The following is a 20,600-nucleotide window of genomic DNA, read 5'->3' as shown; positions in this document are numbered from 1 at the left end:
GGGACCGTGAGCCGTCCGGTTCGCGGGATCCGGGTCGCCGCCCAGCGGCCCGCGTCGTCCACCGGCGTGAGCGGTGGCACCGGGCCCGTCCCACCACTGGAGGTACCCGTGGACAGAGCCGGCGGATGGGGAGACGACGTCTACCAGCCAGACGGATCCGAGATCCAGGACGACGCGGGGCTGCTGGACGCCGAGGACACCCTGATCACGGACGGTGTCGCCGATCCGCTCGACCGGGGTTGGTCGCCACCGGAGCGGCCATGGGCGGTGGAGCACACCGGTGTGACCGCGGCGGAGCGCCTGCGCGGCGAGACCCTGGACCAGCGGCTCTCCGAGGAGCTCCCGGACACCGCCTACCCCGACGGGGACGGCATCGGCGACTCCCAGGACACCGACGGCGAGCCCCTGGACAACGAGGTCGGCACGCTCCGCTCCGGCCGCCTCGTCGCCCCCGACGAGGGCGCGCACGAGGACGAGGAGAGCGGGCTGGTCGCCACCGACGTGGGCATCGACGGAGCCGCCGCCTCCGCCGAGGAGGCGGCGATGCACATCGTGGAGGAGGAAGCGCCGTCCGGCTGACTCCGGCGAAGCCCCTGCCGGGGTCGAGCGGTGCCTCAGATGAAGTTCAGCGCCGCCGCGGCGCCCACTCCCCCTAGCACCATGAACACCGGCATCAGTACTCTCAGCTCCACCCAGCTTCCGGCCCGGAACCGCATCGCCTTCGGCGGGCCCACGGGGTACCAGCGCTTGCGCCCGATGGGTATCGGCCACAGGATCGGGCAGCCGGACACGGTCAGCGAGTCCCCGATGTCGTGCACCAGCGCGCCGAGGACGATCGGCAGCCCGAGCCACATGTACTCCTGGCCCGGCTGTGTGAACAGCCAGTCCGCCCCGTTGCCCGGCTTGTCCAGCACTCCCGCGAGGATCCAGGCGCTCGTCGCCGCCAGCAGCCACACCAGCACATCGCTGCTCGAGCCCCGGGTCGCCCGCCACAGCAGACCCTCGATCGCCAGCACCAGGTGCGCGAACAGGATGGCCAGCACCGCCCAGCGGCCACCGGCGATCGCGAGGGCGGAGGCACCGGCGCCGAGCAGCACCGCCCACAGCCAGGTGTGCGTGAGCGTGCGGTGTCCACCGGAGCGACGGGGGTCGCCCTGCTTCTTCGTCGCCTTGTAGACGGCGTACGAAAGCTTGTCGACGATCTCGCACACCCAGCGCGACAGCGGACCGAAGGACCGGGAGATCGTGGCCGCCTTGTGGTCCAGGTCCGGGGCGAGCGCGGCGCCCGCGCAGATCAGCGCACCGGCCAGGAGTACCGGCCAGGGCATCGTGTACCCAGCGGCGGCTGCTGCCGCCCCTACGCCGAGCCAGGCCGCGGCTCCCGACAGTGAGTGTGCTGGTCCCATCATGGCCGTGCCCCGTCCCATCCCGTTCGTGCCGCTGTCCAGTCGCCTTGTGCCACTGTCCAGTTGTCCGTGCGTGTTGACGCCCCGTCGGCGCCACAGCGTAACGTTCGCGATCTTCGGTCCGGCATCCGATTCCCCCATCGGGCACGCGGGCAGGCAAGATGGGGGGCGTGACCCTCATCGATCAGCTGCCGCGGACCGCCGACCCTGACGCCCTCTACGAAGCCTTCGAGTCGTGGGCCCAGGAGCGCGGCCTCACCCTCTATCCCCACCAGGAGGAGGCGCTCATCGAGGTGGTCTCCGGCGCGAACGTGATCGTGTCGACGCCCACCGGTTCCGGCAAGAGCATGATCGCCGCGGGCGCGCACTTCGCCGCCCTCGCCCAGGACGAGGTCACCTTTTACACGGCCCCGATCAAGGCACTGGTCTCGGAGAAGTTCTTCGAACTGTGCAAGATCTTCGGCACCGAGAACGTCGGCATGCTCACCGGCGACGCGTCCGTGAACGCCGACGCCCCCGTCATCTGCTGCACCGCCGAGGTGCTGGCGTCCATCGCCCTGCGCGACGGCAAGAACGCCGACGTCGGCCAGGTCGTGATGGACGAGTTCCACTTCTACGCGGAGGCCGACCGCGGCTGGGCCTGGCAGATCCCGATCCTGGAGCTGCCGCAGGCGCAGTTCATCCTGATGTCGGCGACTCTCGGCGACGTCTCGATGTTCGAGAAGGACCTCACCCGGCGCACCGACCGCCCCACCGCCGTGGTCCGCTCGGCGACCCGCCCGGTGCCGCTCTCCTACGAATACGTACTGACCCCGCTGACGGAGACGCTCTCGGAACTGCTCGCCACCAAGCAGGCTCCCGTCTACATCGTGCACTTCACGCAGGCGCAGGCCGTGGAGCGGGCGCAGGCGCTCATGAGCATCAACATGTGCACCCGGGAGGAGAAGGACCGGATCGCCGAGCTGATCGGCAACTTCCGTTTCACCACCAAGTTCGGCCGCAATCTCTCCCGGTACGTGCGGCACGGCATCGGTGTGCACCACGCCGGCATGCTGCCCAAGTACCGGCGCCTGGTGGAGAAGCTGGCCCAGGCCGGTCTGCTGAAGGTCATCTGCGGCACGGACACACTCGGTGTCGGCGTCAACGTGCCCATCCGGACAGTGCTGTTCACCGCCCTCGCCAAGTACGACGGCAACCGGGTGCGGACACTGCGGGCCCGTGAGTTCCACCAGATCGCGGGCCGCGCCGGGCGGGCCGGCTTCGACACGGCGGGCTTCGTGGTGGCGCAGGCGCCGGAGCACGTCATCGAGAACGAGAAGGCGCTCACCAAGGCCGGCGACGACCCGAAGAAGCGCCGCAAGGTGGTCCGCAAGAAGGCGCCCGAGGGGTTCGTCGGCTGGACGGACAACACCTTCGAGAAGCTCATCGCCTCCGACCCGGAACCGCTCACCTCCCGCTTCCGGGTCACCCACACCATGCTGTTGTCGGTGATCGCCCGGCCGGGCAACGCCTTCGAGGCGATGCGCCATCTGCTGGAGGACAACCACGAGTCGCGCAAGCAGCAACTGCGGCACATCCGCCGCGCGATCGCCATCTATCGTTCGCTCCTCGACGGCGGCATCGTCGAGAAGCTCGACCAGCCGGACGCCGAGGGCCGCGTCGTGCGCCTGACGGTCGATCTCCAGCAGGACTTCGCGCTCAACCAGCCGCTGTCCACCTTCGCGCTGGCCGCCTTCGAACTGCTCGACCCGGAGTCGCCGTCGTACGCCCTGGACATGGTGTCCGTCGTCGAGTCGACGCTGGACGACCCCCGGCAGATCCTCGCCGCCCAGCAGAACAAGGCGCGTGGCGAGGCCGTGGCCGCGATGAAGGCGGACGGTGTCGAGTACGAGGAGCGCATGGAGCGGCTCCAGGACATCAGTTACCCCAAGCCGCTGGAGGAGTTGCTCTTCCACGCGTACGACACGTACCGCAAGAGTCACCCCTGGGTCGGTGACCATCCGCTGTCCCCGAAGTCCGTGATCCGGGACATGTACGAACGGGCCATGTCCTTCACGGAGTTGGTGTCCTTCTACGAGCTGGCCCGCACCGAGGGCATCGTGCTGCGCTACCTGGCCGGCGCCTACAAGGCCCTCGACCACACCGTCCCCGACGACCTGAAGTCGGACGATCTGGAGGATCTGATCGCCTGGCTCGGCGAGATGGTGCGCCAGGTCGACTCCAGCCTCCTCGACGAGTGGGAGCAGCTCGCCAACCCCGAGGAGATGACCGCAGAGGAGGCCCAGGAGAAGGCCGACCAGGTCAAGCCGGTCACGTCCAACGCGCGCGCTTTCCGCGTCCTCGTCCGCAACGCGATGTTCCGCCGTGTCGAACTCGCCGCTCTCGATCAGGTGGACCAACTGGGCGAGATGGACGGCGAGTCCGGCTGGGACGCCGACCGGTGGGGCGAGGTGATGGACAGGTACTGGGACGAGTACGACGAGCTCAGCACCGGTCCCGACGCCCGTGGCCCCCGGTTGCTGATGATCGAGGAGGAGCCGCAGAACGGGCTGTGGCGCGTCCGCCAGACCTTCGCCGACCCGAACGGTGATCATGACTGGGGCATCAGCGCGGAGATCGACCTCGCGGCCTCCGACGCCGACGGACGCGCCGTCGTCAAGGTCACCGCCGTCGGTCAACTGTGAGTACAGGAGAAGCCAGCACATGACGACCAATCCCGCCGAGCGGCTCGTGGACCTGCTCGACCTGGAGCAGATCGAGGTGAACATATTCCGTGGGCGCAGCCCGCAGGAGTCCCTGCAGCGGGTCTTCGGCGGCCAGGTCGCCGGGCAGGCCCTGGTCGCGGCCGGGCGCACCACCGAGGGTGACCGGCCGGTGCACTCGCTGCACGCGTACTTTCTGCGCCCCGGTCGTCCGGGGGTGCCGATCGTGTACCAGGTCGAGCGGGTCCGTGACGGGCGGTCGTTCACCACGCGCCGGGTCACCGCCGTGCAGCAGGGCCGCACGATCTTCAATCTGACCGCCTCCTTTCACAAGCCTGAAGAGGGGAGCTTCGAGCACCAGCTGCCGCCGGCCCGCGAGGTGCCGGACCCCGAGTCGCTGCCGACGGTGACGCAGGAGATCACCGAGCACCTGGGCAGACTCCCCGAGCAGTTGGAGCGCATGGCCCGGCGTCAGCCCTTCGACATCCGGTATGCCGACCGGTTGCGCTGGACCCCCGAGGAGGTCGAGAACGCCGAGCCGCGCAGCGCGGTGTGGATGCGTGCCGTGGGTCCGCTGGGCGACGACCCGCTCGTGCACACCTGCGCGCTGACGTACGCCAGCGACATGACTCTCCTGGACGCCGTCCGCATCCCGGTCGAACCCCTTTGGGGGCCGCGTGGTTTCGACATGGCGTCGCTGGATCACGCCATGTGGTTCCACCGGCCGTTCCGCGCGGACGAGTGGTTTCTGTACGACCAGGAGTCCCCGATCGCGGTGGGGGGACGCGGTCTGGCCCGCGGCCGCATCTACGATGTGGAGGGACGTCTGCTCGTGTCGGTCGTGCAGGAGGGGCTGTTCCGGAAGCTCGGCACCTGACCGAGGGCCGCTCGGGGCCCGCCGACAGGTCAGTGGTGTCTGCGCCGGAGCCGGCCGAACAGGCCTCGTCGCGATTCGGGGCACCACCTCGGCGTCGGTCGCTGTTTCTCCGGATGCCGCACGCCCTCGGGCAGGTGCTGCGCCTGGCGCGCGGCCACGACGTGGGATGCCTCGTGCCGGGAGGTCCCGGTCGGGCTGCCGGTAAGGAGCGGTCGGCGCGGGCACTTTACGGCGAGGCCTCGGTGCGGGTCGGTGGGCTCGGGCCTCGATGAGGGACTGCCGGGGGTCTGTGTCCCCAGCCACTCGATCTCATCGGGGTCGTCCGCCGTCATGATCCGCGCGGTGATCTGAGCGGCGGGCGGGTCGGGTGGGCCGTGGTCTGCCCGTACGGGGCGATGGCGGTTCGGGAAGGCTCGCTCGTAGGGATCCTGGACGGTGCTCGCGCTGCTCTCGCGCTCGCCTCGGAAAAACCGTAGCCCGTTCGCCGGAAGTCGGGGCAGGCCTGTGGACAACTTGGTCCGCATCGGCGGAACAGCAGGTCAGCGCTCTATCGCGGCCGAGCGTTCGGGGTGCCGGGTGTCCACACGGAGGTGTTCGCCGACGCGGTTCACCAACAGGGTCATCTCGTAGGCGATCTGGCCGATGTCCGCCTCCGCGGCGCTGAGCACGCACAGACAGCTGCCTGACCCGGCCGCGGTGACGAAGAGCACCGCGTCGTCGAACTCGATCATCGTCTGCCGTACGTCGCCGGCACCGAAGTGGCGTCCTGAGCCCTTGGCCAGGCTGTGCAGGCCCGACGAGACCGCGGCGAGGTGTTCGGAGTCCTCGCGCCGCAGGCCGGTGCTGGCCGCCGTGACCAGTCCGTCGTTGGACAGCACCAAGGCGTGCCGTACGGGTTCCACGCGCTCGGTCAGGTCGTCCAGCAGCCAACCGAGTCCCGTGTTCTGCGCCATTGTTCCTACTCCCCGTTTCGTCGTTCCCCCTGGCAAGGAGGATCCGACGATTCAGCCTTCCCCACCGCTGGCGTCGGAGCAAGCAGGATGAGGACAAGGCAAGCAAGATGACCGACAAGGAATGGCGGACCCCCGCCTCGCACGGAACGCGCACCGGCCGAATCGCCGCCCGTCCTCGCTGACGGGCGCCCGCACGCCACGACGATCCGGTTCTTGTCGAAGAGCGACGACATGCTCTTCAACACCGGAAACACCAGCGTCAAGGGACGGAAACCGGCCAGGGTCCGTGTCGCCGCCCACTCAGCCGACGGAGTCGAGCAGCCGGGCGGTGTGCACGCGTCCGGCGTACTCGACGAGCCGTATCAGCACTTCCTTCCCGGAGTCGCGGTCGCGGGCATCGCAGAGGACCACGGGAGTGCCCTGGTCCAGGTCGAGGGCTCGGGAGACGTCCTGCGCACCGTACGCGCGGGCTCCCACGAAGCAGTTGACAGCGACCACGAACGGGATGCGCCGGCGCTCGAAGTAGTCCACGGCCGGGAAGCAGTCCTGCAGTCGCCTCGTGTCCGCGAGGACGACGGCACCCAACGCGCCCTGTGCCAGCTCGTCCCACAGGAACCAGAACCGGTCCTGCCCCGGTGTGCCGAACAGGTAGAGCGAGAGTCCGGATCTGATGGTGATGCGCCCGAAGTCCATGGCGACGGTGGTGGTGACCTTCTGGTCGACGCCGTCGGTGTCGTCCACCGACTGGCCCACCTCGCTCAGGAGTTCCTCGGTGCGCAGCGGTCTGATCTCGCTGACCGCGCCGACCAGGGTGGTTTTGCCCACGCCGAATCCACCGGCGACAAGGATCTTCAGTGCCAGGGCGCCCGTGTCGCCGTCTGTCACATCGGAGTGCTCGGAGACCATCGATCACTTCTCTCGGGGAGTGCCGGTCACGGTCGACATCAGTTCGTCTGTACGGATTCAGCATCATGGCAACTGCCACTCGTGCGCGCGGCGTTGGATCGCAATGTCCTGGCACCGACCGTGTGGTGCCCGTTCGGTGCACGGTTTGGTGCTGAAGTGCCTACACGTCGGACCCGTGTATGTGTCCATCTACAGCGCCCTCAGTCCCTCGATGACTTCACGAAGGACGCGCTCGTCCGGCAACCGCGCGGGTGGCACGGGCCGGCTGACGGTGACGCGGCCCAGTTCCAGGAGGTCGCCGAGGAGTACCCGGACCACGCCGACGGGCAGGTCGGCGCCCGCGGCGAGTTCGGCGACCGACTGGGTGTCGGTCCAGCACAGCTCGACGAGCGTCCGGTGTTCCGGTCCGAGCGAGGTGTCGTCCGCGGCTCGGGGTGCGCCGGGGTCGACCGAAACCAGTGCGATCAGGTCGAAGGGGACTGTGCTCGCGCCGGGCTCGGTGCGTCCGCCCGTCATCGCGTAGGGGCGGACGAGCGGCCCGGCCTCGTTGTCGTACCACTGGCTGCCCGGCGGTTCGTGTGGAGCGCCTGTGCCGCCCTCGGTCATGGGCGCGGCCTGTCTCCGGCTCATCCGGCCGCGGGCGGGCGCGCGCCGGCGCGGGTCGGAGTGCGGAGGTGCTCTCCGACGCGTTTCACCAGCCGTGCCATCTCGTACGCCACCAGACCGGTGTCGGCGGTGACGGAGGTGAGGACGGCGAGACACGAGCCGTCTCCGGCAGCCGCGACGAAGAGGAAGCCGTCGTCCATCTCGACCATGGTCTGGCGTACGCCGCCGGCGCCGAAGTGTGGCGGCCCGCGCCTTTGGCCAGGCTGTGGAAGCCGGAGGCGACGGCGGCAAGGTGCTCCGCGTCCTCGCGCCTGAGGTCGCTGGAGGCGCCGACCGCGAGTCCGTCGTTGGACAGCACCACGGCGTGCCGTACCTCGTGCACGCGCAGCACCAGGTCGTCCAGCAGCCAGTCGAGTTCACCGGACCGCTCGGTGGCCCTGGTGCTCGGGTCCTGCATCATGCGGGGTCTCCTTCGCTGCTGTCGCTGCCCGTGGCGGGGCCGTGGGTGGCGCCTCGGCCGGGTGTCCTGCCGCCACCGCGCGCCCAGCCGGCGCGGTAGGCCGCCATGCGGTCTCGTACGAGTTCCGGAGTGCGCTCGTGGTCCGCCGGGGAGGCCTCCGTCTGCGCGGGGTGCCCGGTGCGCTGTTCGCGCAGTTGGGGCGCGAGGTTCGCCTGGCGTACGCGGCGGGGCAGTTCGTCGGAGTGTTCCGGTTCCGGCGGGGGACGGTGCGGCCTCAGGGTGGTGACGCCGGGCTGCGGTTCGGGCGGTCCGTCCGCCGTGGTCTGCCCGGCGGAGGCGACGGGGGCCATCAGGGCGCACCGGTCTGCCGACGGTTCGACGGGTTCCTGGTACGGGGCGGCGGGCACGCGCGAGTACTCGCGTTCCTCGGGCTGTGGCCGGGCATCGGTGGTCGCGGGGGCACGGGAGCACGAAGGGGACGCATTTCGAAAGGTGGTGGAATGTGGCGCATGTATGCACTGGAACGATCGCCTGATGCCCGAACCTGTGCGTCACCTCCTCCCTCGTGCCGGTGAGGGATCATGCGGAGCATGAGCGACGACCACACACACGTCCAAGAGTTCTTCACGGCGCGGGCCGCGGACTGGGACACCCGGTTCCCCGACGACGGGCCCGCCTACACCGCCGCGGTCGCTGATCTCGGCCTGCGAGAGGGCGACCGCGTGCTCGACGCTGGATGCGGCACGGGACGGGCCCTGACGCCGCTGCGCGCCGCCGTGGGGCCCTCCGGAGCGGTACTCGGGGCGGATCTGACACCGGCCATGCTGAAGGCCGCCGTACGGGCCGGACGGGACCGCGACGGGCAGTTGCTGCTCGCCGACGTGGCCTGGCTGCCCTTGCGTACGGAATCGCTGGACGCGGTGTTCGCCGCGGGTCTCGTCGCGCACCTCCCGCACCCCACCGCGAATCTGCGGGAGTTGGCACGGGTGGTCCGGCCGGGCGGCACGCTGGCGCTCTTCCACCCGATCGGCCGGGCGGCACTCGCGGCCCGCCACGGGCGGAAGCTCACCCCGGACGACCTGCGTGCGCAGGCGAACCTCGGCCCGCTGCTGGCCGGCTCGGGCTGGCACATGACGTCGTACGTCGACGAGGACGCCCGCTTCCTCGCACTCGCGGCGCGCGTCGACTGAACCCCGGGGTCCGTCCGGGAGAACGACGCTACGCCAGTTCCCGAACCCGCCGTTCAGGGCGCTTCACCGCGCTGCCCCTCTTCTGTGGCCGCAGCTCCGTCCCTACGTTGAGCAGGAACACGCCAACGAGCTGTGATATCGACGCGGGTGGGAAGGTGGCCCATATGTTCGGCAGTCTTCGCAAGTCCTTCGGCAGATTACGCAACTCGTTGCGCGCGGAGGCAGCAGCGCAGGAGACGAAGCGCACGCACAACCTGTTCGAGGCCGCCGCCGTCTACATCTCAGCGTGCGCCGAGGACGACCAGGACCAGATCGACGAAGCCGTGACCTGGGTGTCGCCCGAGGCCCTGTCGTTCGGGGTGAGTGAGCTGGCGTGCCGAGCGGTCATCGCGCTCGCGCGGGAGCGGGACGAGTCGCCGCAGACGGTGGCACGGTCGCTCCTGGGGCTGCCCGCCGCCTGAACGAGCGGGGATCTCCGGCCGATTCGCCCTGTCCACCCGGATACCTGCAGCTCCGGACGGGGTTCACGCTCGTGACAAGGGCCCGCCGGGCGCATTAGGGTGCGCCGACGGACGAGCGAGAGCGATGGGAGGCCGCCATGGCCGGGACGGACGACGACGCCGTCACCGCCGGGGACGACGATGCGCTGTATGTGCTGACGGCGGTACTGCTCACGCCCGCGAACTTCCCCAGCGTGCTGGGCGACGACTATCCGGAGGCCTGCGCGGCCCTCGGCCTCGCACCGCTCGCCGACGGGTACGGAATCGTCCTGGGGCAGGACGGCGACGGCGCCCGCTGGACGGTGGTGGTCGACGACGTCTCGCTGGTCGCCGTGGCCATCGCGTCGTGGGACTGCGGCATGGAGTACGACCTGTCGCCCGATGAGGACTCGGTCGTGGCCGCGCTGCCCGGCTGGCCGCTCGCGGTGGCCGTGGCGGCCCCGGGGGTGCCCGCGCCTCACGACCCGGACCCCGAGCTCTCGGACCTGTCTCCGCTGAGTCCGCCGGACACCAGCACCTGGGGCGCCGCCCAGCGGCGTCTGGGCGCGGACGAGATCGCACTGCAGTGGTCCACGTGGCGGGAGCAGATCGACGACGCCGCGTTCACCGGGCAGGACGGCGGGGGCCAGGCGGCAACCGGTGAGGCGACGGGGGCGGCCGGGAACTCGGCCGACGCCGGGGAGGCCGGGGGCACCCCTCGCACGGGCATCCGCCGCGTTCTCGCGGAGGCACGCGCGTATGTGGAGTCACCGCCGCCCCTCGGGCGCGTCCGCTCGTCGTTCGCGCCGGGAGGTGCCCGCACCCTCCGTGCCGACGGTCCCGGCTGGTCGATGGTGGCCAGGACCGACGACATAGCGTTCGTCCTTCTCGACGAGGAGCCCGGGGAAGTGCTGCCGGTGGGCCGGGGCCCGGAACTGCCCGGCCTCCTGGAGTCCCTCGACAAGATCGCGGTACGCCCCAACTGAGTCGTGTGCCTCACCGGCCCGCCCACGCGGGCCGGTGACACTCAGCGGCCGAGCTCCTTACGGCCGGACCGGCGCAGCCTGCGCCGCTGCGAGGGGTCCAGCGCGAGGTACGCGGCCGTGGGGATCCCCAGGACGATCAGGAGATTGGCCCAGAAGGGGAAGGGCAACAGGATCAGCAGGACGATCCCGATTGCCGCACCCCCCGCGACGATCTTCGTGCTCTTCGACATCTCGGTCGCCTCCTTCGCGGCCACTGCCGCTCTCTGTCCTGAGAACGGGATCGAGCTCTCCGCAGTTCCGGACCACGACCCTGACGCATCCCTGAGTCGCACCCCCGTACAACCCTGAGATGCCCCCGTCGACCGGCCGGAAAAGTGAGCCACGTCACTCCACAGCATGCCTGCTGGAGGTTCAGCGTGCTGTAGCTTCAGCAATCTGCGAGTAGTCAAGTTTGAGGAGTTCACTATCCCTGTGCCGACGAACCCCGTGGCAACCCCCTCCGAAGTATCCGGGCTGACCCGCTGCCGCGCCGTGTTCATGGCCTCGGACCCGGCCCGCACCGGACGTGTCACCTTCTGGCGACCGGACGGCTCGGCGCCGCCCCTGGTCACGCACGGCCGCGCCGAGGACCTGACGGTCGTCCTGCCCGGCGACGAGGGTGTCAAGCCGGTGACAGTGCCCGCCGTGTCTCTTCCGGTGCACGCCGCGCTTGCGGTGTTCACGCGCGCGCGTACCGCGACCGGCGCCCACCGTTCGACCGCGTTCTGGGGCGCGGCCACCATAGTGGCGCTCCAACTGGCCGCGCGGGGACTGCTGTTGCCCGGAGTGACGACGAGCGGCCATGACGCCTGGCGGGCGGGCCCGCTGCGGGCCGATGATGTGGACCGGATCCGTGACCTGGCCGCCGCGATGCCACCCGAGGCACATGCGGCGCCCGTGGACCACAAGGGACCGTGGCACCTCCCGGATCCGGAGCGACTGCTGCGCGACTTCCTCGACGCGGTCCTGGACTCGCTGCCCCGCTCCCCCGCCGCGAGCGCCGCGGCAGGCGGCCGGGCCTTCGCCTCGCGGGACCCCCAGCACGTGCCCGAGCAGCGTGCCTGGGCCGCCGATGTCGCCGCCGGGCACGACACGGGGATCCGCGTCTCGCTGCGCGTGGAGGTCCCGGGGCTCGCCTCTGTCCCGCCCGACGGGCCGGCCCCGACGAACCTGCCGTTCCGTGCCGTCCTTCAGGTGCGTGATGTGAACGATCCGGCGCTCGTCGCGGACGCCTCCGCCGTCTGGGCCGGCGCCGAGACCTTCGGCCCGCGCGCGCGGATGGACGTCCTGCTCGCCCTGCGCCGCGCGGCCCGCGCCTGGGCACCGCTCACGCCCCTGCTCTCGGCCTCCGTGCCGGACGCCGTGGACCTCGCCGACGAGGAGGTCACCGAGCTGCTCGGCGAGGGCGCCCGGCTACTGGCGGCGGCCGGCGTCGACGTGCACTGGCCCAAGGAGCCGGCGCGCAGGTTGACGGCCCGCGCGGTCATCGGCCCGCCGGACCACGAACAAGGTCCTGACAAGGCCGTCTCGGACACCCCGTCGTTCCTGTCCGCCGACGCGCTGCTCGCCTTCGACTGGTGGTTCGCGCTGGGCGACCAGCGACTCACCCGCCAGGAGCTGGACCTGCTCGCTGAGGCGAACCGCCCGATGGTGCGGCTGCGTGACCAGTGGGTCCTGGTGGACCCCGAGGAGATCCGCCGCGCCCGTGACCGTCAGGACCGCAGGGTCTCCCCCGTCGACGCGCTCAGTGCCGCACTGACGGGTTCCACGGAGGTCGACGGCCGGATGGTCGACGTACGTCCGACGGGGTGGCTGGCGACGCTGCGGGAGCGCCTGTCGGACCCGGAGGGGCAGGAGCCGGTCGGGCAGCCGTCCGGACTCGCCGCGACACTGCGCGACTACCAGCTGCGGGGCCTCGGCTGGCTGGCCCGGATGACCTCGCTGGGACTCGGCGGCTGTCTGGCCGACGACATGGGCCTCGGCAAGACGATCACCCTGATCGCCCTGCATCTGCATCGGCGGTCCGACACCTCGTCGGCGGGCCCCACCCTCGTGGTCTGCCCGGCTTCACTGATGGGCAACTGGCAGCGGGAGATCGAGAAGTTCGCCCCCGGTGTGCCGGTGCGCCGCTTTCACGGGGCCCGGCGCAGCCTGGACGGGCTCGCCGACGCGGAGTTCGTCCTCACCACGTACGGCACGATGCGCCTCGACGCGCCGCGCCTCGCCGACGTGCCCTGGGGCATGGTCGTGGCGGACGAGGCACAGCACGTGAAGAACCCCTACTCGGCCACGGCGAAGGAACTGCGCACCATCGGCGCACGCGCGCGTGTGGCGCTCACCGGCACGCCGGTGGAGAACAACCTGTCCGAGCTGTGGGCGATCCTCGACTGGACCACCCCGGGCCTGCTCGGAGGGCTCGGCACCTTCCGTACCCGCTACGCACAGGCCGTCGAGGGCAGTCGGGACCCCGCCGCGGCGGAGCGGCTCTCCCGGCTCGTGCGGCCTTTCCTGCTGCGCCGCCGCAAGTCGGACCCCGGCATCGCGCCGGAGCTGCCACCGAAGACCGAGACCGACCGCGCCGTGTCACTCACCAGGGAACAGGTGGGGCTGTACGAGGCGTTGGTCCGCGAGACCATGGCGGAGATCGCCGAGGCCGACGGCATGGAGCGGCGCGGACTGATCGTGAAGCTGCTGACCGGGCTCAAGCAGATCTGCAACCACCCCGCGCAGTTCCTCAAGGAGGAGCAGCCCCGGATCCCGGGCAGATCGGGGAAGTTGGAGCTGCTGGACGAACTGCTGGACACCATCCTCTCCGAGGGCGCGAGCGTTCTGGTGTTCACGCAGTACGTGCGGATGGCGCGGCTCCTGGAACGCCATCTCGCGGCACGCGGTGTGCCGACGCGGTTCCTGCACGGCGGGACACCGGTTCCCGAGCGGGAGGCGATGGTCGAACGCTTCCAGGAGGGCGAAGTGCCCGTCTTCCTGCTGTCGTTGAAGGCCGCCGGCACAGGTCTGAACCTGACCCGGGCCGAGCATGTCGTGCACTACGACCGCTGGTGGAACCCGGCTGTCGAGGCGCAGGCCACCGACCGGGCGTACCGCATCGGTCAGACACGGCCTGTGCAGGTGCACCGGCTCATCACGGAGGGAACGATCGAGGACCGCATCGCGGACATGCTGCTGCGCAAGCGGGAGCTGGCCGACGCGGTGCTCGGCGCCGGTGACTCGGCGCTCACCGAGCTGTCCGACACCGAACTGGCCGACCTGGTGGAACTTCGAGGGGGCGCGGGATGACGGAACGCACCGGACATGAACACGAGCGCACGTTCGCGACGCCGGCGCCCGTGCGCGGGCGGGGTTTCGCGCAGACGTGGTGGGGCCGGGCCTGGCTGAAGGCCCTTGAGGACGCGGCGATGGACGGGGAGCAGGTGAAGGCGGGGCGCAGGCTCGCGCGCGCGGGAGCCGTGGGCGCGGTGTCGGTGCGCCCCGGGCGCGTCACGGCCGTCGTCCAGGACCGTGACGGCACCGCCCATCGCGCCGACGTCCTGCTCCAGGAACTGTCGGAGCGTCGCTGGGACCGTTTCGTGGGCATGGCGGTCGAGCAGGCCGGGCACATCGCCGCCCTGCTCGACCGCGAGATGCCACCGCATCTGGTCGAGGACGCCGCGACCGCGGGGGTCGATCTGCTGCCCGGCCTCGGTGATCTTGAGGCGGAGTGTGACTGCGGCGCCTGGGACCACTGCGGACACACCACGGCCCTCTGCTACCAGGTGGCCCGACTGCTGGACCAGGACCCGTTCGTGCTGCTGCTGATGCGAGGGCGCGCCGAACACGCGCTCCTGGACGAACTCCAGGTACGCAGCTTCGCCCCCGCGGTGGATGAGAGGGAGGCGCGGGAAGACCTCCAGGAGGGCCTGGACGCCGCCGAGGCCTACGCCGCCGGTGAGATTCTGCCGCCGCTCCCCGAGCCGCCCCGGCTGCCCGTGGAGCCGGGCCTGCCGCCTTCCCTGGACACCGAGGTGCCGCCCGCTCCCGGCGTGGACCCGGCGGCGCTCGCCTTCCTGGCGGCGCAGACCGCCCGCGCGGCACACCGGATGCTGGCCGAGGCTCTCCTGCCCGGACACGAGCAGCAGCCAGTGGAGCACGAATTGACTCTCCATCAGGACGCGGTGCGGCTGGCCGCCGGTGATCCGGAACCGGGCATCGGGGCACGGCTCTCCCAGGGGTCCGAGCGTGACCGGGAAGGGCTGGCGCTCGCCGTCCGCGCCTGGCGGTACGGCGGGGTTGCCGGACTCGCCGTACTCGACGGAGAAGAGCACCTGGAGGCGGAATCCCTCGCACGCGCGCGTGCCGCCCTGGAATCGGCCTGGGACGAGGACGAGCGGCCTCGGCTGCACTCCGCGCACAACCGGTGGACCGTGGTCGGCGGCTCGGCCCAGCTGCGCCTCGGACGGGACGGCCGCTGGTGGCCCTACCGCAGGGAGCGAGGCCGCTGGGCGCTGTCGGCCCAGCGGCCCACGATCCGGCGACGGCACTGGCCTCGGCCGGCGCGGAGGCCGACGCCTGAAGGAGCTTGTCCCGGCCGAGGCCGGCATGCCCCGCAGGCCGTACGCGCGCCGCTCGACGGTGTGCCATTCGGCGGCCGAGGCGGCTGGGAGGATGACGGCGGCATGCCCATACCGACCTTAGGGTTCCTTGCACTGTGAGCGCCCGGGTCGAGCGGCCTGGCACCGCGCCTCGCCGCGTCACCGAAAAGCCCTGGTGGCTCCTTCCCCACGCTCGACTTCGCTCGCGCGGGAGGGGCCCCCATCGAGGGCTCTCCGGCGCCTTGCGACGCACGGCACCGGACCACGCGACCTCATCGGGCACTCACAGTGCAAGGACCCCTAAGTCGCCGCAGACCGGTCAGGGCCCCACTCTGGCGCGGGAGTTGACAGGCACTCACGCCATGGATCGCACGGTTCCGGAGAATTCCGCCAAGGATTGTGGTCGGCCGAGCGCGGCACAGGAGCAGGCCGGGAAAGACGAAAGGCTCCTGCCACCGAAGCGGCAAGAGCCTCCCGCACGCGCGTGATCAGCCGCGCACACCCAGCAGGTGATCCATGGCCAGCTGGTCGAGCTGTTCGAAGGCCATTCCGCGAGCGGCGGCGGCCTCGGCGTCGAACTCCTCGAAGGCCGTACGGTCCGCGAGCAGGGCCTTCAGGCCGTCGGCGGCCGTGGGCCGGGCCAGCTGGTCCAGGCGCGCGGCGTGCAGCGCCTCCTGGACCGCCGGGTCCGCGCGGAAAGCGGTCGCACGCTCCTTGAGGATGAGGTAGTTGCGCATACAGCCCGCGGCCGACGCCCACACTCCGTCGAAGTCCTCGGTGCGCGGCGGCTTGAAATCGAAGTGCTTCGGACCCGCGTAGCCGGCGCTCTCCAGGAGGTCTACCAGCCAGAAGGCCGAGCGCAGGTCGCCCGCGCCGAAGCGGAGGTCCTGGTCGTACTTGATGCCGGACTGGCCGTTGAGGTCGATGTGGAAGAGCTTGCCGGCCCAGAGGGCCTGGGCGATGCCGTGCGGGAAGTTCAGCCCGGCCATCTGCTCATGGCCGACCTCCGGGTTGACGCCGTACAGCTCCGGACGCTCCAGGCGCTCGATGAAGGCCAGTGCGTGGCCGACCGTGGGGAGCAGGATGTCGCCGCGCGGCTCGTTCGGCTTGGGCTCGATCGCGAACTTCAGGTCGTAGCCCTGGGAGGTCACGTACTCGCCGAGGAGGTCGAAGGCCTCCTTCATCCGGTCGAGCGCGACACGGACGTCCTTGGCGGCACCGGACTCGGCGCCCTCACGGCCACCCCAGGCGACGTAGGTCTTGGCGCCCAGTTCGACCGCCAGGTCGATGTTGCGGACCGTCTTGCGCAGCGCGTACCGGCGCACGTCACGGTCGTTGGCGGTGAACGCGCCGTCCTTGAAGACAGGGTGCGTGAAGAGGTTGGTGGTGGCCATCGGCACGGTCATGCCGGTCGTGTCGAGGGCCGCGCGGAAGCGCTTGATGTGCTCCTCGCGCTCGGCGTCCGAGGACCCGAAGGGGATCAGGTCGTCGTCGTGGAAGGTCACCCCGTAGGCACCCAGTTCCGACAGACGCTGCACGGTCTCGGCCGGGTCGAGGGCGCGCCGGGTGGCATCACCGAACGGGTCCCTTCCCTGCCAGCCGACGGTCCACAGGCCGAAGGTGAACCTGTCCTCGGGGGTGGGCTGGTAGTTCATGCCGCGGCTCCTTGCGCTCCGACTATTTCGTCATGGCGATTTACAAATTAGTATGCGGACGTGTCTCCGGGAAGACAAGGTGTCGCCGGACGGAGGCGCCAGCCGCGTCCGCGGCGGTCACGAGCCGCGTGAGAAGGAGAGGCCGATGCCAGCAGCCGAGGGTCCGCTCGTCGTCGGTGTGGACTCGTCCACACAGTCCACCAAGGCCCTGGTCGTCGACGTGTCGACCGGACGGGTGGTGGCGAGCGGCCAGGCTCCGCACACCGTGTCCTCCGGAGCGGGCCGGGAAAGCGATCCCCGGCAGTGGTGGGACGCGCTGCGCGAGGCGTTGCGCCAGTGCGGGGATGCGGCGCGTGAGGCTTCGGCGGTGTCGATCGGCGGCCAGCAGCACGGCCTCGTCACCCTCGACGCCCGGGGCGAGCCGGTACGCCCCGCGCTGTTGTGGAACGACGTGCGCTCGGCGCCGCAGGCGAGCCGTCTGGTGGAGGAGCTGGGCGGAGCGAAGGCGTGGGCGGAGCGCGCCGGCAGCGTGCCGGGCCCGTCCTTCACGGTCACGAAGTGGGCCTGGCTGGCGGAGAACGAGCCCGAGGCGGTCCGCGCGACCGCCGCCGTACGCCTGCCGCACGACTACCTCACCGAGCGCCTCACCGGCCAGGGCACGACCGACCGCGGCGACTCCTCCGGTACGGGATGGTGGGCGACGGCGACCGAGACGTACGACGCGGAGGTCCTCGCCCATGTGGGGTTGGATCCGGCCCTGCTCCCCCGGGTGGTGCGGCCGGGTGAGGTGGCCGGAACCGTACGGGACGCACACGACCTGCCGTTCTCCAAGGGCACGCTGGTCGCCGCCGGTACCGGTGACAACGCGGCGGCAGCGCTGGGACTCGGGCTGCGCCCCGGCACCCCGGTGCTGAGCCTCGGAACCTCCGGCACGGTGTACGCCGTGTCCGAGCGCCGCCCCGCGGATCCGACCGGCACGGTGGCGGGCTTCGCCGACGCCCACGGGGACTGGCTGCCGCTGGCCTGCACGCTGAACTGCACGCAGGCCGTCGACCGGGTCGCCGCCCTGCTGGGCTTGGACCGCGAGGCCGTGGAGCCCGGCACGAACGTCACCCTCCTGCCCTACCTGGACGGCGAGCGCACCCCGGCCCTGCCGCACGCTTCGGGCCTGCTGCACGGGCTGCGCCACGACACCACCGGCGGGCAGCTGCTCCAGGCCGCCTACGACGGTGCCGTGCACTCGCTGCTCGGCGCACTCGACCTGGTGCTCGACGCCGACGCGGACATCTCCGCGCCACTGCTCCTCATCGGCGGCGGCGCGCGGGGCGCGGCCTGGCAACAGACCGTGCGGCGCCTGTCGGGGCGTGCCGTGCAGGTGCCCGAGGCCAAGGAACTGGTCGCACTGGGGGCCGCCGCGCAGGCCGCCGGGCTCCTCACCGGTGAGGACCCGGCGGCGGTCGCCCGCCGCTGGGACACCGCACACGGGCCGGTGCTGGAGGCCGTGGAACGGGACGAGGAGACGCTGGCCAGGATCTCCGGGGTTCTCTCCGGCGCGGCACCGCTGCTGGAGCGCGAACCGGGCGGGCGCTGACGAGGCAAAGGGGTACCTGACGTGGGAAAATACGATTCCGACATGATCGATAAAACACCCGCCAGGACACCCGCCGGGACACACCGACGCGAGCCGGGGGAGGCATGACCGCACCACTGCACGAAGCCCACCCGAGCGGCTCCGGCCGTCGCCTGCCCGACAACCAGCAGGGCATGCGCCGCCGCAACCTCTCCCGGGTCATGCACACCGTCAACGCCCAGGGACCTCTGTCCCGGGCCGCCGTCGCCTCACACATCGGCCTGACCCGCGCCGCGGTGTCCACGCTGGTGGACGAACTGATCCGCTCGGGGCTCCTGGAGGAGCTGGGCCCCGAGCGGCCCGGCCGGGTCGGGCGACCCGGATCGGCGCTCGCGCTCAGCGGACGCGGTCCCGCCGGAATCGGCGCGGAGATCGGTGTCGACCATCTCGCGGTCTGCGCCGTTGACCTGCGCGGTGACGTACGGGCGCGGGCCGTGCGGCACGGCACCAACCGCGGCCGGTCGCCCGAGCCCGTCATCGACGAGCTGACCGAACTCGTCCGGCGGGTCGTCGCCGAGGCGCGGGGCGAGGGCCTGCGGCCCGCGGGTCTCGCGGTCGCGGTGCCCGGGTTGGTGGCGCGCGACGGCCGCACCGTGATCCGCGCCCCCAACCTCGACTGGCACGACACGGACCTCGGGGCTCTGCTGCCCGGCGACCTGCCGGTGACCGTGGACAACGAGGCCAACTTCGGCGGCCTCGCCGAACTCTGGCTCGGCGACGGCACACCATCCGACTTCTTGCACGTCTCCGCGGAGATCGGCATCGGTGGCGCGGTCGTGGTGGAGGGTCGGCTGCTCCGCGGAACGCGCGGTTTCGCGGGCGAGTTGGGACATGTGCCCGTACGGCCGGAGGGCCCCCCGTGCGCCTGCGGTGGACGGGGCTGTCTGGAGCAGTACGCCGGCGAGGAGGCCGTGCTGCGGGCGGCCGGCCTGGAACCGGGCGAGCACCGTGTCGAGTTCCTCGCCGAGCGGGCCGCCGCCGGTGACGGGACCGTGAGCCGGGCCCTGCACGGCGCCGGCACCGCGCTCGGCATCGCGCTGACCGGCGCGGTCAATCTTCTGGACCCGGAGACCGTGGTGCTGGGCGGCGCCCTGGCCGCCCTCGCACCTTGGCTGCTCCCCTCGCTGGAGCGGGAGTTGGCGCGGCGCACAGCCGGGCCCGCATGTGCCGTGTCCGTGTCCCGACTGGGCTCCGAGGGGCCGCTGCTCGGTGCGGCGCATTCGGTGGTGCGGGACGTGCTGGACGATCCGGCGACGGCCGGCGTCCGGCCGTAACGCAGTCGGCGCGCTTCGCCACGCACAGGACTGCGCGGCGCCTTCCCCCCTTCCAGGTGACGAAGTTGTCCACAACTCGCCGCTTTTCCACGTGTCTGTATGCGCTCGGACGGCCGGATCGGCAGTCGCCGTACCGTGATTCACGTGCGGCGCAGCCATTCGACGTGCGGGTGCGTCTTCGCCTACGACGCCCCCGAGAGGAATCTCTCCTTCCCTGAAAGGCAGACCCAGATGGAGCGAGCCAGACCGTTGCCGAGCAGGCGACGGCTGTTGCGGGGCACCGCCCTCGCCGCCATCCCCTACGCGCTGCTCCCGAACGCCCGGGCCGGCGCCCAGTCACCGGCCGTCGACTACGCGCGGGCCCGTTGGGAGCCCGCGAGCCAGGCCAACTACACCGCGGCCGACGGCCCGACCGGCCGCACGATCGACCTGGTGATCATCCACGTGACGCAGACGACGTACAAGAACACCCTGCCCGTCTTCTGGAACCCGGCGAAGCAGGTCTCCGCACACTACGTCCTCCGGTCGGCCGACGGGCGGGTCACCCAGTGCGTCCGTGAGCGCGACATCGCCTGGCACGCGGGCGACTGGGACTACAACGCGCGGAGCATTGGCATCGAGCACGAAGGCTGGGTGGACCGGCCCCAGTACTTCACCGGCGCCATGTACGAACAGTCGGCGGCGCTCACAGCGGTGATCTGCGACAGACACGGCATACCCAAGGACCGCACACACATCATCGGCCACCATGAGGTGCCGGGCACCGACCACACCGATCCCGGGCCGCACTGGGACTGGGCCCGCTACATACACCTGGTGAACGCCGTCTGAGGCCGAGCCGGGCAAGGGCG

17 protein-coding genes and 3 pseudogenes are annotated in these 20,600 nt (G+C 71.2%); 11 read left to right on the top strand and 9 right to left on the bottom strand.

The features are described from left to right. Positions 1 to 108: 108 nt before the first annotated feature. Complete coding sequence (locus WBG99_RS32005) at positions 109 to 579, top strand: DUF5709 domain-containing protein (RefSeq protein WP_338899683.1); 471 nt, start codon at positions 109 to 111, stop codon at positions 577 to 579. 35 nt (positions 580 to 614) lie between these two features. On the opposite strand, the gene WBG99_RS32000 is transcribed toward WBG99_RS32005, so the two are convergent. Next, positions 615 to 1,409, bottom strand: coding sequence for a metal-dependent hydrolase (locus WBG99_RS32000; RefSeq protein ID WP_338899682.1), 795 nt, complete (start codon positions 1,407 to 1,409; stop codon positions 615 to 617). 167 nt (positions 1,410 to 1,576) lie between these two features. Between WBG99_RS32000 and WBG99_RS31995 the strand changes: the two genes are divergently transcribed. Together WBG99_RS31995 and WBG99_RS31990 are read left to right on the top strand one after the other, a co-directional pair. Continuing rightward, complete coding sequence (locus WBG99_RS31995) at positions 1,577 to 4,090, top strand: DUF3516 domain-containing protein (RefSeq protein WP_338899681.1); 2,514 nt, start codon at positions 1,577 to 1,579, stop codon at positions 4,088 to 4,090. Between the two features lie 19 nt (positions 4,091 to 4,109). Continuing rightward, positions 4,110 to 4,985: an acyl-CoA thioesterase II gene (locus WBG99_RS31990; protein ID WP_338899680.1), complete on the top strand. Its 876-nt coding sequence runs from the start codon at positions 4,110 to 4,112 to the stop codon at positions 4,983 to 4,985. Positions 4,986 to 5,014: 29 nt separating this feature from the next. Here the strand turns inward: WBG99_RS31990 and WBG99_RS31985 are convergent, their stop codons facing one another. The 6 genes and pseudogenes from WBG99_RS31985 to WBG99_RS31960 form a co-directional block, all read right to left on the bottom strand. After that, positions 5,015 to 5,509, bottom strand: a complete 495-nt coding sequence (locus tag WBG99_RS31985) for a DUF6397 family protein (protein WP_338899679.1) — start codon at positions 5,507 to 5,509, stop codon at positions 5,015 to 5,017. 15 nt (positions 5,510 to 5,524) lie between these two features. After that, positions 5,525 to 5,938 carry a roadblock/LC7 domain-containing protein gene (locus tag WBG99_RS31980; protein WP_338899678.1) on the bottom strand — a complete coding sequence of 138 codons (414 nt, stop codon included), beginning with the start codon at positions 5,936 to 5,938 and terminating at the stop codon, positions 5,525 to 5,527. Between the two features lie 300 nt (positions 5,939 to 6,238). After that, positions 6,239 to 6,844, bottom strand: coding sequence for an ATP/GTP-binding protein (locus WBG99_RS31975; protein WP_338899677.1), 606 nt, complete (start codon positions 6,842 to 6,844; stop codon positions 6,239 to 6,241). Between the two features lie 189 nt (positions 6,845 to 7,033). Continuing rightward, entirely contained in the window at positions 7,034 to 7,450 is a 417-nt protein-coding gene (locus tag WBG99_RS31970) for a DUF742 domain-containing protein (RefSeq protein WP_338899676.1), read from the bottom strand. Between the two features lie 20 nt (positions 7,451 to 7,470). After that, a pseudogene (locus WBG99_RS31965) lies at positions 7,471 to 7,910 on the bottom strand (roadblock/LC7 domain-containing protein). Then, positions 7,907 to 8,347 (bottom strand): annotated as a pseudogene (locus WBG99_RS31960) (ATPase); the annotation flags it as partial. The pseudogenes WBG99_RS31960 and WBG99_RS31965, both read right to left, overlap by 4 nt. A gap of 153 nt (positions 8,348 to 8,500) precedes the next feature. On the opposite strand from WBG99_RS31960, the gene WBG99_RS31955 reads away from it, so the two are divergent. From WBG99_RS31955 to WBG99_RS31945, 3 genes are all read left to right on the top strand, one after another. Further along, positions 8,501 to 9,100, top strand: coding sequence for a methyltransferase domain-containing protein (locus WBG99_RS31955; RefSeq protein ID WP_338899675.1), 600 nt, complete (start codon positions 8,501 to 8,503; stop codon positions 9,098 to 9,100). 164 nt (positions 9,101 to 9,264) lie between these two features. Next, the gene (locus WBG99_RS31950; protein WP_338899674.1) at positions 9,265 to 9,561 is read left to right on the top strand and encodes a hypothetical protein; all 297 of its coding nucleotides are present in this window, start codon (positions 9,265 to 9,267) and stop codon (positions 9,559 to 9,561) included. A gap of 137 nt (positions 9,562 to 9,698) precedes the next feature. After that, positions 9,699 to 10,565: a hypothetical protein gene (locus tag WBG99_RS31945; protein WP_338899673.1), complete on the top strand. Its 867-nt coding sequence runs from the start codon at positions 9,699 to 9,701 to the stop codon at positions 10,563 to 10,565. Between the two features lie 41 nt (positions 10,566 to 10,606). On the opposite strand, the gene WBG99_RS31940 is transcribed toward WBG99_RS31945, so the two are convergent. Continuing rightward, positions 10,607 to 10,819, bottom strand: coding sequence for a hypothetical protein (locus WBG99_RS31940; protein ID WP_338899671.1), 213 nt, complete (start codon positions 10,817 to 10,819; stop codon positions 10,607 to 10,609). Positions 10,820 to 11,036: 217 nt separating this feature from the next. Here WBG99_RS31940 and WBG99_RS31935 point away from each other — a divergent pair, with 217 nt between their 5' ends. Further along, entirely contained in the window at positions 11,037 to 13,898 is a 2,862-nt protein-coding gene (locus tag WBG99_RS31935) for a DEAD/DEAH box helicase (protein WP_338899670.1), read from the top strand. Next, a pseudogene (locus WBG99_RS31930) lies at positions 13,895 to 15,171 on the top strand (SWF or SNF family helicase). Before WBG99_RS31935 ends, WBG99_RS31930 begins: the two are co-directional and overlap by 4 nt. A gap of 507 nt (positions 15,172 to 15,678) precedes the next feature. Here WBG99_RS31930 and xylA read toward each other — a convergent pair. Then, positions 15,679 to 16,845: a xylose isomerase gene (gene xylA, locus WBG99_RS31925; RefSeq protein WP_338899669.1), complete on the bottom strand. Its 1,167-nt coding sequence runs from the start codon at positions 16,843 to 16,845 to the stop codon at positions 15,679 to 15,681. Positions 16,846 to 16,990: 145 nt separating this feature from the next. Between xylA and xylB the strand changes: the two genes are divergently transcribed. The 3 genes from xylB to WBG99_RS31910 all read left to right on the top strand — a co-directional run bounded on the left by xylB (position 16,991) and on the right by WBG99_RS31910 (position 20,580). Further along, positions 16,991 to 18,436: a xylulokinase gene (gene xylB / locus WBG99_RS31920; RefSeq protein ID WP_338899668.1), complete on the top strand. Its 1,446-nt coding sequence runs from the start codon at positions 16,991 to 16,993 to the stop codon at positions 18,434 to 18,436. A gap of 104 nt (positions 18,437 to 18,540) precedes the next feature. Next, positions 18,541 to 19,749: an ROK family transcriptional regulator gene (locus tag WBG99_RS31915; protein WP_338899667.1), complete on the top strand. Its 1,209-nt coding sequence runs from the start codon at positions 18,541 to 18,543 to the stop codon at positions 19,747 to 19,749. A gap of 231 nt (positions 19,750 to 19,980) precedes the next feature. Then, complete coding sequence (locus tag WBG99_RS31910; RefSeq protein WP_338899666.1) at positions 19,981 to 20,580, top strand: N-acetylmuramoyl-L-alanine amidase; 600 nt, start codon at positions 19,981 to 19,983, stop codon at positions 20,578 to 20,580. The last annotated feature ends 20 nt before the right edge of the window (positions 20,581 to 20,600 follow it).

The sequence above is a fragment of the Streptomyces sp. TG1A-60 genome, from assembly GCF_037201975.1.
GTDB lineage: Bacteria > Actinomycetota > Actinomycetes > Streptomycetales > Streptomycetaceae > Streptomyces.
Note: the sequence above shows the minus strand (reverse complement) of the source record. Positions and strands in the feature narration are given on the sequence as shown.